Source organism: Mergibacter septicus, assembly GCF_003265225.1.
Lineage (GTDB): Bacteria > Pseudomonadota > Gammaproteobacteria > Enterobacterales > Pasteurellaceae > Mergibacter > Mergibacter septicus.
On sequence record NZ_CP022013.1, the window covers coordinates 1,002,318 to 1,017,368 of the forward strand.

The window sequence follows — 15,051 nt, forward strand, 5'->3', positions numbered from 1 at the left end:
GCAGTTAATAGGCTAAACCTAACCACTTCAATAATTTTCGACCAATCATTTTCCATAATACAAATACGGCGGCACTTGCTAAGAAAAAGACTGAATAGAAGTCATAACTTTTTAGCGATAGATAATAATGCACTGCAGCTAATACCAATGCGATCAGTGAACATTGATGTAATAAAAACCAATTATCCCCTAATTTACGCCGAATAAAAGGGATTGAGGAAATTGCAATCAGTAGAAATAATACGGCGGAAATAAGCCCTATTTGTAGGTAAAAACGTTCTGTGACTTCTTTGATAAATAAAGAAAAATCAAAACCTAATTCAAATAAAAAATATGCCACAATATGAAGTGTTAACCAAAATAATGCCCATAATCCAATTGCCCGATGCAAAATAAGCAAATCATTACGTTGAAAAATTTGGTCAACTATCCGAAAGAAAAATAAGATGATAAACAGACAAATTGCCACCCAGCCAAGATAGTGGATAATTTCCTTCCCCGGATCGGTACCAAAACTCTGTTCCAAATTAAAATTAAGTGCATAAATTAACCAGCATAGCGGTAAAAATGCTCCTAGATGGGCGGTGATTTGCAATAATTTTTTCATTTTACTACTCCTTATATTGAAAACAGCACACTTTTATCCTTTAAAAAACTGGCTATTTTTAATAATGCGGTTAATTAAATTATTCATATTAAAAATAAAATCTCACCCTATTAAAATAAGTTGATATAACTATTAATCTCCTCTTCAATCTCAATCTTTTAATAATAAAAAACAAAACCCTAAAACGTAAAAAGGCTAAACCATTGTTTAGCCTTTTATAAAAAATATCTTGGTTAGATTAGAAGTTTACACGGAAACCAACACCAACTAAGTTATTTGCTTTATGTTCAGAAGCTTTGAAACGAGCAACTTCAAGGAAAGTTTCTACATTTTTATGTAATTTATAGCCAGTACCTAAAGCATAGCCGTTTAATTTACCACCATTAGCAGTAGTACGGTTATATTGTGCATAAACTCTAGCTGCATCGGTTACTTTATAATTTGCACCCACTAAGAAAGCTTTTACTTTTAAATCTTCTTCTATTTCATTTTCTACAGTAGCACCTAAGTTAAGTTTTGCTTGACCATAGCTCACACCAACAGATACTGGACCTGAAGTTAACTCAGTTGCCACTAACCAGCTTTTAGACTTGTTAGATACAAGTTTTACTGCATTAATGATATCATTGACATCACTTGCAGTCTTAACTTTTGCTTCAGCTTGTTTATCAGCATCTGTTGCTAAGATATTTTTTTGAGTTGTGTAACCAGCATTCGCTTTTAAAGTCACATCATCAGCAAAATTCGCTGTATAGAATGCACTCACACCATAGCCTTGTTTTAAGCCAGCGCCACCTTTTTCTTTGTTACCAACAAGGTAATCAGCACCAAAACTGAAACCTGCAAAATCTGCTGAACGGAATTTAGCAACTTTTTCACCATCAGTAGTTAAGGTTGAGTTACCGCCCCATTTGTAAGTATAATCACCTAAGGCAACATCATCAGCAGTTGTATTTTGTTTACCTAAAGTTAAGGTACCAACACCATCATAGCCAAGACCTGCATAAAGTTTGTTGACGCTTAATTTAGATGCGTTATCGCCATCAATTTTTAAACGAACATAACCTAATGCAGATAAACCATTGCCTAGATCTTGTTTTGCAGAAAAGTTGATACGAGAACCGTCATTACCTAAATTAGCACGAGTTTTGGTGTTTTTATTTAAAAGTACACGAACAGAACCGTTGATGTCTAATTTAGTACCGTCTTGGTTATAAACCACGGCAGCGTTTGCTGAAGTTGCGGCTAATGCTGCAACTGCTAAAGCAACTAATGTTTTTTTCATAATAGAACCTTACTTGTGTTGAGAAAACTCAGACTGGCCTCTGAGAACTGATTAAGCTAAACTTCTACTCAATACTGCAAACAGAAATATAGCCACTTTGTATTTGCAAAGCGGATATTATCAAACTAATGTTTTATTGCCAAACTTAATAGATTATTGATGAAATAAATTAATTTTCATTTTATTTCAATGAGTTATAATATTTTTGATTTTTTTTGTAAATTTTTGTCATTATTTTACTTTTCTTTTTTGTAAGCCCATATTAATCAGCAAAATTTTTCTCAAATAAAATAAGATATTGATTTATAATAGATTTAATTTAAAAAAGAGGCACTATATTGTAGTGCAAATAGCGATATTCTCAGCAATAGAATTTTTTCTTAAGTTGTGATACAGATCACTATTAATTTACATTAAATAACTATTTTCTTTGATTACTACCTGTATTTAACCCTATTTTGGTACAAAAAATAACCATTTTGCGTATTGATAAATTAATAAATAAAAACAGATATTTTTAATATCTGTTTTTATTTGAACAAAAGAAAATACAATAACCGAAAAGATTATTTTAATTGCTGAATTCTTTTAATCACATTGCTGGTTGAACAACCCTGTTCAAAATTGAGGACTTTCACTTCCCCACCATTAGCCCATACTTCTTTGCTACCTGCAATTTGCTCTGGCATATAATCCCCACCTTTCACTAGAATATGCGGTAAGATTTCAGCAATTAAGCGTTGTGGTGTCACTTCATCAAACGCAACTAACCAATCCACGGCGGATAGCCCTGATAAGACTGCCATACGTTCTGCTAACGGATTAATGGGGCGATTTTCTCCTTTCAGACGTTTAACCGATTGATCTGAATTGACGGCGACAATTAAGCGATCACCTAATTGACGTGCATTTTCTAAATAAGAAACATGCCCCGGATGGAGAATATCAAAACAACCATTCGTCATCACAATCTTTTCACCACGTTTTTTGGCTTGAGCTACCACCGCTTTTAATTCGCTTTCAGTCATAATCCCAAACCCATTTTTATTGCGGCGGTGAATTGCATTTTCCAATTCTACATTTGAAACTGTTGATGTCCCTAATTTTCCAACCACAATACCAGCGGCGACATTAGCTAAATAACAGGCTTCTTCTAAACTTCGCCCATCTGCAATGGCAGTTGCTAACACACTAATCACTGTATCTCCAGCCCCCGTTACATCAAACACTTCTTGTGCTTCAGTGGCAAGGTGGTAAACCGCTTGATTTGGTCGAATAAGGGTCATACCTTTTTCTGAACGAGTAACAAGCAAGGCGGTTAATTCAAATTGTTCAATTAATGCTAATCCTTTTTCTACTATTTGTGCTTCACTCTCACAACGCCCTACCACCGCTTCGAACTCTGACATATTTGGCGTGAGCAAAGTTGCCCCACGATAGCGGGTAAAATCAGTGCCTTTAGGATCAATTAACACAGGAATATTGGCATTTCGTGCGAGTTGAATCATCTGCTGAACTTGATTTAGGGTGCCTTTACCATAATCAGACAACACTAATGCTCCATAATGAGGTAAGGCAGTTTGTAGCTGTTGTAGTAGTTCTTGGCTTTCTACATTATGAAAATCTTCTTCAAAATCAAGTCGCAGTAATTGTTGATGGCGAGAAAGCACTCTCAATTTAGTAATGGTTGGGTGGCTATTTAATTTAACAAAATCACACTCAATTTTTTGTCGGTGTAAAATCTGGCTTAACGCATTGCCTGCTTCATCATTCCCAGTTAAACCGAGTAACTTTACTGGGACATTGAGGGCGGCAATATTCATTGCCACGTTGGCTGCACCACCTGCACGCTCTTGATTTTTTTCTACTTTTACTACTGGTACGGGAGCTTCTGGTGAAATCCGATTGGTAGCACCAAACCAGTAACGATCAAGCATTACATCGCCAAGCACTAAAACCTTGGCTTGATCAAATTGAGCTGAATATTGTGTCATTATTGCCTTGTCCTAATTAATGGAAGATTGAAAGTAAAGTAGTCTAAATTCTAACACAAAGAAAAGGGGAATAATGCTATTTACTTGATTTTCCGTTAAACTAGCGAAAATTTTTTAGCTGTTAGATGAAAAATGAAGAAAAAAACAACAATAAAACCAAATTTTAAACTCACTTTTCTTGCTCCAAAATATTGGCTACTTTGGCTAGCCGTTGGGCTTTTTCGCCTTATTTTATGTTTGCCTTACCCTTATTTAGTAAAATTAGGTAAAGGCTTAGGCTGGGTATTTGCTCGGTTAAAAGTAGGGAAAAAGCGGATTAATATCGCACGGCGTAACCTCGAATTATGCTTTCCCGATCTTTCCGAACAAGAGAAAGAAAGATTGTTAGCAAAAAATATTGAAGCAGTTGGGCTCGCTATTATTGAAACAGGTATGGCGTGGTTTTGGTCGGATAAACGGATTAAAAAATGGTCGAAAGTTGAAGGATTAGAACATCTCTCACACGCAGCAGATCAGGGCGTGTTATTTATCGGTATTCATTTTTTAACTCTTGAATTAGGTGCAAGAATTGTTGGCTTATCAACTCCGGGGATAGGTATTTATCGCCCGAATAACAATCCTGTTTTTGATTGGATTCAGACCCGTGGTCGGTTACGCTCTAACAAAGGTATGATTGATCGGCGGAATTTACGTGCAATGTTAAGTGCGTTACGTCAAGGGGAAATTATTTGGTATGCACCTGATCACGATTATGGGCAACAAAACTCTGTTTTTGTACCGTTTTTTGCCGTAGCAGAAACAGCAACGACTACGGGCTCTCATTTACTCTTAAAAGCCTGTCCGAACGCTAAAGTTGTGCCTTTTGCCCCCTTGAGAAATCCTGATTATTCAGGCTATACCGTCTATATCAGCCCTGAGGTAGATTTTTCAGATTGCGAAAATCAACAGCAAACCGCTCAACGTATGAATCAAGCGATTGAAACAGAAATCTTGCGAGATCCTAGCCAATATATGTGGTTACACCGCCGTTTCAAATCTCGCCCTGAAGGGCAAGCAGATTACTATAATAATTAATAGGTTATTTATGGAAAAAATTAAACGTCTCTTTGCCAATAATCACCATTGGGCAAAGCAAATGAAAGAAGAAAACTCTGATTTTTTTCAACAACTGGCAGAACATCAAAAACCTAGCTATCTCTGGATTGGCTGTTCGGATAGTCGTGTTCCCGCCGAAAAACTAACGAATTTAGAACCTGGTGAGCTATTTGTTCACCGCAATGTAGCCAATCAAGTCATTCATACCGATCTCAACTGCCTTTCAGTGGTGCAATATGCAGTTGATGTTTTAGAGATTGAACATATCATTATTTGTGGGCATACCAACTGTGGTGGTATTCACGCAGCAATAAATAATCAGGATCTGGGGTTGATTAATAACTGGTTACTGCATATTCGAGATATTTGGTTTAAGCATAGCCATTTACTCGGCAAAGTATCACCAGAAAAACGTGCTGATATGCTGACAAAAATTAATGTTGCCGAACAGGTATATAATCTCGGTATGTCATCGATTGTCCGTTCTGCTTGGAAAAAAGGAAAAAAATTATCTTTACACGGCTGGGTTTACGATGTGAAAGATGGCTATTTAATCGATCAAGGGGTTATTGCCACCAGTCGTGAAACTTTAGAAATTACTTATCGTCAAGCGATTGCAAAATTATTAACTGAAGATCAAGAAAATAATGGTGAAAACCAAAATAATGAGATGTAAAACTGAAAGTAAAAACCTAAAAAACCGCTAAATAGCGGTTTTTTATTTTATATAGTTTTATGCTAACAACCACAACTGCCCAAAATAATTTAACAGTAGGTTATTACCAAAAATAAGCAGAAAGCCCAATAGCATTACCGAAAAATCTAACATACCTGTATTTGGTAAAATACGGCGTATTGGAGCAAGTAAAGGTTCTGTGATTTGATATAACAGATATTCTACTTGGCTATTTCCTTGGCTAAACCAGCTACTAATGGCACGAATGAAGATCGCCCAGAAAATCATTGTGCCGAATGTTTTAACTAAACTTAGCCCCCCTAATAAAGCATAAATGGGTAATTCACTTAAACCAAAGTCAGAAGTGGTATCTTGCAACCAGATAAATAAAGGTAATTTAATCGCACCAAGCAATACCACTAAGACTAAAGCTGAAAAATCAATATTAGAGTAAGTTGGAATGATTTTCTTCAATGGCATTAATGCTGGTTGGGTTAATTTCACTAATGTTTGCGAAAGTGGATGATAAAAATCCACTCGACAATACTGAAACCACGCTCTTCCCACTAATGCAAACAGGTAAATACTGATTACCGTTTGTAGGATAAATTGTACTGCACTCATAAGTTTCCTTTTAAATAATGCGTGAAAATTGTTGACGTCTTGCCTGACTGCGTGAATAAGTATCAAAACACATACAGATATTACGAATTAATAAACGCCCTTTGGCAGAAACTTGAATCCCTGTTTCAGAGATGGTGAGCAATCCATCTTGGACTAACGGGGCTAATAATTCTAAGTCTTCAGCAAAATGTTGTTTAAAGTCAATTTGATAGGCTTTTTCAAAGACATCAAAGTCTAATTTAAAATTACAAATTAAAGCTTTGATAACATCACGGCGTAAACAATCCTCTTTGGTCATCTCCAGCCCTTTATGTAAGGCAATGCCTCGCATTTCAACATCAGCATAATAGAGTTTTAATTCTTTCTGATTTTGTGCATAGGTATCACCCAATAAACTAATTGCCGAAACCCCTAAGCCAAGTAAATCACACTCCTCTTGGGTGGTATAACCTTGGAAGTTACGATGTAAAACGCCTTTCTCTTGTGCAATGGCTAATTCATCATCTGGTTTTGCAAAATGATCCATTCCGATAAACTTATATCCTTTCGCAGATAAAGTCTCTATCGTTTTTTGCAAAATAGTGAGTTTTTCTTCTGGGGCAGGTAACATTTCATCTTTAATTTTACGTTGTCCTGCAAAACGGCTCGGTAAATGTGCGTAGTTAAACACACTGAGACGATCTGGGTTTAATTCAATAACACGTTGCAACGTGTGCATAAAACTTTGTTCGGTTTGTAACGGTAAACCATAAATTAAATCAAGATTAGTCGATTCAAATCCAAGCTCTCTCGCTTTTTGCATTAATGCAAAAATAAACGCTTCATCTTGCTCTCGATTAACCGCTTTTTGAACCTCTTTATTAAAATCTTGTACCCCCATACTAATACGGTTAAAACCAATATTGCGTAAATGGGTAAGCATTGATAGCTCTATTTCCCTTGGATCGATTTCAATACTAATTTCGGCTTTCTCGCTGACATTAAAATGTTTGCGTAACATTGCCATTAAGCGTAAGGATTGCTCTTCACTCAAATAAGTTGGTGTCCCACCACCCCAGTGAATTTGAGTAACCACTCGTTGCTTAAATAATTCTGCCCGTTCTTTAATTTCTTTTTCTAAATAATCCAAATAAATATCCGCTTTGTGCTGATGGCGTGTAATGATTTTGTTGCACGCACAGAAATAGCAAAGTTTATGACAAAACGGAATATGAACATATAAGGATAACGGACGTTGTGGATAACGTTGACTTGCAGCGATAAAATCTTGATTGTTATAGGCTTCACTAAATTCTAACGCAGTTGGATAAGATGTATATCTTGGTCCTGATTGGTTATACTTACGGATAAGGTTTAAATCCCACACGATTTCTGACATAACTGCCCCTATTATTTAATTGCCTCAAGTAGTTGAGGTAACTCCAATTTAATTTGTGTTTCTAATTTTACTTCGGCACTTTCTCTGCTTAAATCTTGTCGCATACGGACTTGTTTACTCAGTTGTTTGCGTGCCTCGTGAGTCGGCATATCTGCTACCACTTGATATAATTCATTCATCGCTGGATATGCACTTAAAGTTGTTTTTCCTAAAACATCAAGCAACTTTTTTAAACGAATGACGCCTTCCGATAAATTACATTCGCCAGTTAGCATCGCTTGAGCAATAATATGAATACTCTCTTCTATACGTTGACGGCGTTGTTGTTGTGCTTGTAATACCGCACGTTTTTGCTGGGCTAAGGCAGAATAAAGACGGACTAAATATAGGGTCATCACCACAATAATGCTAGTCCCGATAAAAAATAAGATAGTTATTGCCATTATCTAAACCGATTAATATCAATGGTAGCAAAAGTATTATAAAGATCTTCAGTGCTTTCTTCCTCGTTTAACCCTAATTCTGCCATTAGTTCCTCAATCCGTGTTAAACACTCATCAACAAATTGCTGATCTTCGGTTGAAATTCTTTTTCCTGCTTCTAATTGATCGAGTAATTGATGCAAACATTCATTATTTTCTAATTGGGCTAACTCTTGCTCTAATTGTTGTCTTACATTCGTTACGCTTGCTTGTGGCATATTTTTTTCTGCAATAGCGATCGGTTGAATAAACTGTCCTTTTTCAGGTTTATTTACCATTTCAATAACTAAAGCCACTTTTTTTCGGCTACCTATACGAGGATCTTTTATCTCTGAGGTCAAATGCGTTTTCTTCTCACTCGCACCACTATGGCGACTGCCTGATGGTAACCCTTTATGTTTTTTCTTCCGTTTTTCTGCCCACGCTTTTGTATCTAATTCATAACGGCTTAACTTTTTTCCTTTTTTATTTGGCGTTTTTGTTTCACTTCGTTTGTCCGCCTTTCTGATCGGCATAATATCACTGATCTTACGGCTCTTTTTTTGACGACTCATACTATTCCTTGCTTTTTCTTGCTTAATTTTATACTAAAATAAATGCCGTCTATTCTACCACCAAAGCGTAAGGCAAAACAGGGTAGAATCACTATTTCACCCATAATAAAGGGTAATCAAGCTATTTATCTTGATTACCCTCAATTCTTTTCATTAAAACAAGATAGTTTTACTGGCTATCCTATACCTCTAAAAATGCCAAAATACTGTGGGCAGCTTGACGCCCCTCAGCAATTGCAGTAACCACTAAATCTGAACCTCGAGTGATATCCCCACCTGCAAATATTTTCGGATTTGCGGTTTGCTGTGGTAATTCGCCCTTAGTTTCAATACGTCCACGCTGATCAATATTCACCTCAACCTCCGCTAGCCACGGCATTTGATGTGGTGCGAATCCAAAAGCAACAATTATTGCATCACAAGCAATCACTTGTTCGCTTCCTTCAATCACTGTCGCTACTCGCCGTCCATAGCAATCCGCTTCCCCTAATTCGGTGCGTACCACTTTAATACCTACCACCTGTGCTTTATCACCCTCTACGCCAGTAGATTTTATTTCCACTGCAACGGGTTGGGCGTTAAATAAAAATTTTGCCCCTTCTTCTTTGGCATTGGTAAATTCTTTACGACTTCCCGGCATATTCTGTTGATCTCGGCGATAGATACAGGTTACTGAGCTGGCTTGTTGGCGAATGGCTGTCCGCATACAGTCCATTGCCGTATCACCACCACCTAATACCACCACGTTTTTCCCTGCTAAGTTAATATAATCAGGACTTGCTAATCCCATTAAATGTTGGGTATTGCCGATTAAATAAGGCAATGCTGAATAAACACCTTCTGCTTGTTCATTTGGAATACCTGCCTTGATACTTTGATAAGTCCCCACCCCAAGGAAGACGGCATCATATTGTTCAACCAGTTCTGTTAGTTGAATATCTTCGCCAATATTTACTCCCAATTTAAATTCAATTCCCATTGCGCTAAAAATCTCACGGCGGCGACTCATTACTTCTTTTTCAAGTTTGAATGCTGGAATACCAAAGGTAAGCAACCCACCAATTTCCTGTTGCCGTTCATACACCGTTACTGCTACACCATTGCGAATCAGTTGTTCTGCACACCCCAAGCCAGCAGGACCAGCACCAATTACTGCCACTTTTTTGCCAGAAAAAGGCACGTCTTTAACTGTTGGCCGCCAACCCATTGCAAAGGCTTTTTCGGTGATATATTTTTCAATATTCCCAATCGTTACCGCCCCAAACTCAGCATTAAGCGAACAAACACCTTCACATAAGCGATCTTGTGGGCAAACTCGACCACAGATTTCTGGTAAGGTATTTGTTTCATGGGCAAGTTCTGCTGCTTCAATAATTCTGCCTTCATAAGTGAGTTTTAGCCAATTCGGGATATTATTGTGCAATGGGCATTTATGTTGGCAATATGGGTTACCACAACTAAGGCAACGATCAGCTTGTGCTTCGGCTTGGCTTTTATCAAATATTTGATAAATTTCAATAAACTGTTGTTTGCGTTGTTCTAATGGTTTTTTACGTGGTTCAACCCGTGGTAAATCAATAAACTGATAGATATTGCCTTGCTGACTCATAATCTTTTCCTTTGTTTTGTTCCGATATATTTCTAAATTTATTTTCGTTATCGCCTACTATACGGCAGTTACTTAGGGGGATTAATCTGGCTGACGACTTCAAGCTAATCCCCTATTATTTATTGAGTAACAACACCCAGTTCGTTGACCGTCCGCCGTTTATGCCCAAGTAAAGCATTGACATCATTTGCTTTCGGTTTAACTAAAATAAATTTAGCGGCATAATCCTCCCAGTTCGCTAACATTCGTTCAGCCAATGGACTATGAGTATAATCAAGATGTTGAATTAATAATCCACGCAAATACTCTTGGTGTGTAGGTAAGGCTTCAATACTTAATCCTTCGACTAGTTCTGGGTTAATCCGTGTTTTGAATTTACCGTCCCAATCGTAAACATAAGCAAAGCCTCCTGTCATTCCAGCTCCAAAGTTGATCCCCGTTTTACCAAGAATACAGACCACACCACCTGTCATATATTCACACCCATTATCTCCTATTCCCTCGATCACGGCAGTGGCACCTGAATTACGCACGGCAAAGCGTTCCCCAGCTCTTCCTGAAGCAAATAATGCACCACCTGTTGCCCCATACAAACAGGTATTGCCAGCAATGGTTGCTTGTTCAGGGGCAAAGCTGACGCCAGTATGAGGGCGAATAACAATTTTTCCCCCAGCCATACCTTTACCAACATAATCGTTTGCATCTCCTGTTAAGAAGAGATTGATACCGCCTGCAAGCCAAACACCAAAACTTTGCCCAATGGTACCCGTTAAACGTAAGGTAAATTGCTGTTCACTATTACCTGCATTACCATATTTTTTAGCAACTAAGCCAGATAGAGTTGCTCCTACTGAGCGATCTAAATTACTGGTATCAAAAGTGAGATCGAGATCGCAAGCTTGATCAGTTGATAATAGTGGTTCGGCAGCTTCAACAATCGCTTTATTGAGTACCCCTTTATCCAACGGTGGGTTAGCTTGCGTACAATATCTAGCACTGCCTGATGGGACTTGTGGTGCATATAACAATCCTGTTAAATCTAAACCACGTTGTTTAGCCGTTTTACCTTCCACGATGGATAATAAATCAGTGCGACCAATCAGATCGGTGAGTTTCTCTACCCCTAAACTTGCCATAATTTCCCGAACATCTTGAGCAATAAATTTGAAATAGTTCATCACTTTTTCAGGCAAGCCGTGATAGTGCTGTTGCCGTAATTTTTCATCTTGGGTTGCAATACCAGTCGCACAATTATTTAGGTGACAAATTCTTAAATAACGGCAACCTAAAGCCACCATTGGTCCTGTACCAAAACCAAAACTTTCTGCACCTAATATCGCTGCTTTTACCACATCAAGCCCTGTTTTTAACCCACCATCAACTTGCAAGCGGACTTTATGGCGTAAATTATTTTCGACTAAAGCTTGCTGTGCTTCAGCTAACCCTAATTCCCACGGGCTACCTGCATATTTTACACTTGAAAGTGGACTAGCTCCTGTTCCGCCATCATAGCCAGCGATGGTAATTAAATCGGCATAGGCTTTTGCTACACCTGTTGCAATTGTGCCAACCCCCGGTAAAGAAACAAGTTTGACCGAAATCAGCGCTTGAGGGTTAATCTGTTTCAAATCAAAAATTAATTGGGCTAAGTCCTCAATGGAATAAATATCGTGATGAGGCGGTGGTGAGATTAACGTTGAACCGGGAACGGAATAGCGTAATTGAGCTATATATGGCGTTACTTTATCCCCCGGAAGCTGTCCGCCTTCCCCTGGTTTTGCCCCCTGTGCAACTTTAATTTGAATAACATCTGCATTCATTAGATAGGCTGGTGTAACCCCAAAACGCCCTGAAGCAACCTGTTTAATGCGTGACACTTTTTCTGTACCATAACGTTTCGGATCTTCGCCACCTTCGCCAGAATTAGAATATCCCCCCAAGCGGTTCATTGCGGTAGCAAGTGCTTCGTGTGCCTCTGGACTTAATGCCCCGATACTCATTGCCGCACTATCAAAACGTTGATAAAGATTTTCTGCTGGTTCGACTTGATCAACTGAAATCTGTTGTTGAGGATCGATATTTAATTGAAGTAAATCTCGAATGGTGGTAACTGGTCGCTGATTCACCGTTTCTGCATACTGACGATAAATCTTATAATCCCCTGTATTAACCGCTTGTTGCAAATAATTAATTACATCAGGATTATAGGCGTGATATTCCCCTTGTGGTTTATATTTGAGATAGCCCCCTACCTCTAACCCTTTACTCACACGCCAAGCAGCTTTTTGTAAACGTTGTAGATCTTGCTCTAGATCAGCAAAACTCGCTCCTGCAATCCGACAGGTGATCCGTTTAAAACAAAGTTCGGTAATCTCTTGGTTTAAACCAACTGCTTCAAATAAATGGGCACAGCGGTAAGAAGAAATGGTAGAAATTCCCATTTTGGAAATGATTTTATACAATCCTTTATCAATACCTTTCCGAAAATTTGAGAAGGCTTGTGGCAGTGATTTTTGAATTGCACCACTTTTTACCATCTTCGCTAAACTTTCATAGGCTAAATAAGGATAAACTGCCGTTGCCCCTAAACCGATAAGTACCGCAAAATGGTGAGGGTTACGTGCAGAACCAGTTTCAACCACAATATTGGCATCACAACGTAAGTTTTTTTCTACCAAACGTTGTTGTACTGCTCCGACTGAAAGGGCAGCTGGAATAGGCAGATTTTCTCGACTAATCGCACGATCTGAAATAATTAATAAAACTGCACCATTGCGAGCTTCATTTTCGGCTTGATCACATAAGTTTTCAATCGCTGTTTTTAAGCTTATTGTTGCTGGATTATAAGTTGCATCTAAAATGCTATGCTTATAATAAGCCTGTGGAAGCTCCATCAACTGCACTAAATCAGAATAAACTAATATCGGAGATTGAAAATTAACCCGATGCGACATACCTTCTGTTTCAAAGAAAACGCTCATCTCACGCCCAATGCTGGTATTCAGGCTCATCACGTGGGCTTCACGCAGTGGATCAATCGGAGGATTAGTTACTTGAGCAAAATACTGCCGAAAATAGTCGTAAATAACTCGTGGTTGTGTCGATAACACTGCAAATGGGGTGTCATCGCCCATTGAACCAACAGCTTCTTGCCCATTTTCCCCTAAAACACGAATAATACCTTCTAACTCCTCCTGATCATATCCAAACTGCTTTTGATAAATTGTTAAAGTTGTGGTATCAAAATCTGCATAACCTAAAGGGGCATTCTCCATCTGTTCAAAAGGAATAAGACGATGGACATTCTTATCCAGCCATTCTCTATATGGATGGCGAGCTTTCAACTCTTGATCAATCTGCTGAGAATGTAAAAGTTTACCTTGTTCAGTATCAATTACTAGCAATTCCCCCGGTCCTACTCGTCCTTTTTCTATTACCTCATCTGGGGCGTAATCCCAAATTCCCACTTCACTGGCAATAGTAATTAACTTATCTTGAGTAATGACATAACGAGCGGGACGTAACCCATTGCGATCTAAATTACAGGCAACGTGTCGCCCATCACTTAATACAATTCCCGCAGGTCCGTCCCAAGGTTCCATATGCATTGAATTAAAATCATAAAAAGCTCGCAAATCATCATCCATATCAGGATTATGCTGCCAAGCTGGTGGAATTAATAAACGCATTGCCCGAAAAAGATCCATACCACCATTGACAAAAAGCTCCAACATATTATCTAACGAACTTGAATCTGAACCGCTTTCATTTACAAATGGGGCGATAGTCTGTAAATCCGGAATTAACGGTGTGGTATATTTATAGGCTCTCGCTCTCGCCCACGCACGGTTGCCTGAAATCGTATTAATTTCACCATTATGCGCAAGATAACGAAAAGGTTGTGCTAACTTCCATTTTGGTAAGGTATTAGTTGAAAAACGTTGATGAAAAAGGCAAATTCCACTTTCCATACGTAAATCGGCTAAATCAAGGTAAAATTTTGCGAGATCTTTGGGAATACAAAGTCCCTTATAAATAATCACTTGGCTAGATAAACTACAAATATAGAAATCAGGGTGGTCAATTCTTTTTTCAATACGACGCCGTGCCATAAACAGTCGCCGTTCCATATCTTTTATTCCCCAACCAGCAGGCGCATTAACAAAAACTTGTTTAATCGCTGGTAAACTTGATGCGGCAATCGAACCTAATACAGCGGGATTAATCGCAACATCACGCCAAGCAGTAATAGTTAATGTTTCCCGTGTTAATTCTTCTTTAATAATCGCTGAATAGGTGTTGATTAATTCAGGATCCGTTGGAAAGAAGATTTGCCCAACGCCAAAATCTTTGGTTAAACGAAACCCTTGCTCTTCGGCAATATGTTGAAAAAAACGTTTTGGCATTTGTAAATGCAAGCCACACCCATCACCCGTTTTTCCGTCTGATAAGACTGCACCTCGGTGTTGCATTCGTGATAACCCTAAGATAGCAGTACGCACCACTTTATGGCTTGGCTCCCCTTCTAAATGCGCAATTAAGCCAAAACCACAGTTTTCTCTTACTTCGTTTTTATCGTAAAGCATAATCTCACTTCCCTAACTATGTTGTTGCCTGTTTATCGTTGTTTTATATTTGTTATTATCAATTTGAACATACAAAAAAGGTAAAAGTTAGTCAAAAAAAATTTTATAAAAACTATAAAAATCTCATTTTTATTGATGAAACTCGCCTATATTTAGCTTTT

At 38.2% G+C, this 15,051-nt stretch carries 11 protein-coding genes; 2 read left to right on the plus strand and 9 right to left on the minus strand.

Features of this window, described 5'->3' with window-relative positions:
* Positions 1-4: 4 nt before the first annotated feature.
* The 3 genes from CEP47_RS04720 to hldE form a co-directional block, all read right to left on the minus strand.
* Positions 5-607 (minus strand): ferric reductase-like transmembrane domain-containing protein, encoded by a 603-nt coding sequence (locus CEP47_RS04720; RefSeq protein ID WP_261920714.1) that lies wholly within the window; start codon positions 605-607, stop codon positions 5-7.
* A gap of 238 nt (positions 608-845) precedes the next feature.
* A complete protein-coding gene (locus CEP47_RS04725; protein ID WP_261920713.1) occupies positions 846-1,892 on the minus strand; it encodes a porin in 1,047 nt (348 codons plus the stop codon).
* 566 nt (positions 1,893-2,458) lie between these two features.
* Positions 2,459-3,886, minus strand: a complete 1,428-nt coding sequence (gene hldE, locus CEP47_RS04730; RefSeq protein ID WP_261920712.1) for a bifunctional D-glycero-beta-D-manno-heptose-7-phosphate kinase/D-glycero-beta-D-manno-heptose 1-phosphate adenylyltransferase HldE — start codon at positions 3,884-3,886, stop codon at positions 2,459-2,461.
* A 132-nt stretch (positions 3,887-4,018) separates the two neighbouring features.
* Here hldE and CEP47_RS04735 point away from each other — a divergent pair, with 132 nt between their 5' ends.
* Both CEP47_RS04735 and can read left to right on the plus strand, forming a co-directional pair.
* The gene (locus tag CEP47_RS04735) at positions 4,019-4,960 is read left to right on the plus strand and encodes a Kdo(2)-lipid IV(A) acyltransferase (protein ID WP_261920711.1); all 942 of its coding nucleotides are present in this window, start codon (positions 4,019-4,021) and stop codon (positions 4,958-4,960) included.
* 10 nt (positions 4,961-4,970) lie between these two features.
* Positions 4,971-5,657 carry a carbonate dehydratase gene (can, locus tag CEP47_RS04740; protein ID WP_261920710.1) on the plus strand — a complete coding sequence of 229 codons (687 nt, stop codon included), beginning with the start codon at positions 4,971-4,973 and terminating at the stop codon, positions 5,655-5,657.
* A 57-nt stretch (positions 5,658-5,714) separates the two neighbouring features.
* On the opposite strand, the gene CEP47_RS04745 is transcribed toward can, so the two are convergent.
* From CEP47_RS04745 to gltB, 6 genes are all read right to left on the minus strand, one after another.
* Positions 5,715-6,281 carry a YggT family protein gene (locus CEP47_RS04745; protein WP_261920709.1) on the minus strand — a complete coding sequence of 189 codons (567 nt, stop codon included), beginning with the start codon at positions 6,279-6,281 and terminating at the stop codon, positions 5,715-5,717.
* Between the two features lie 10 nt (positions 6,282-6,291).
* Positions 6,292-7,659 carry an oxygen-independent coproporphyrinogen III oxidase gene (hemN, locus tag CEP47_RS04750; RefSeq protein WP_261920708.1) on the minus strand — a complete coding sequence of 456 codons (1,368 nt, stop codon included), beginning with the start codon at positions 7,657-7,659 and terminating at the stop codon, positions 6,292-6,294.
* Between the two features lie 11 nt (positions 7,660-7,670).
* Positions 7,671-8,102 carry a DUF2489 domain-containing protein gene (locus CEP47_RS04755; RefSeq protein WP_261920707.1) on the minus strand — a complete coding sequence of 144 codons (432 nt, stop codon included), beginning with the start codon at positions 8,100-8,102 and terminating at the stop codon, positions 7,671-7,673.
* Complete coding sequence (gene yihI / locus CEP47_RS04760; RefSeq protein ID WP_261920706.1) at positions 8,102-8,695, minus strand: Der GTPase-activating protein YihI; 594 nt, start codon at positions 8,693-8,695, stop codon at positions 8,102-8,104. The genes CEP47_RS04755 and yihI overlap by 1 nt, the downstream gene beginning before the upstream one ends.
* A 181-nt stretch (positions 8,696-8,876) precedes the next feature.
* A complete protein-coding gene (locus CEP47_RS04765) occupies positions 8,877-10,304 on the minus strand; it encodes an FAD-dependent oxidoreductase (RefSeq protein ID WP_261920705.1) in 1,428 nt (475 codons plus the stop codon).
* 119 nt (positions 10,305-10,423) lie between these two features.
* Positions 10,424-14,890 (minus strand): glutamate synthase large subunit, encoded by a 4,467-nt coding sequence (gene gltB, locus CEP47_RS04770; RefSeq protein ID WP_261920704.1) that lies wholly within the window; start codon positions 14,888-14,890, stop codon positions 10,424-10,426.
* Positions 14,891-15,051 lie beyond the last annotated feature (161 nt).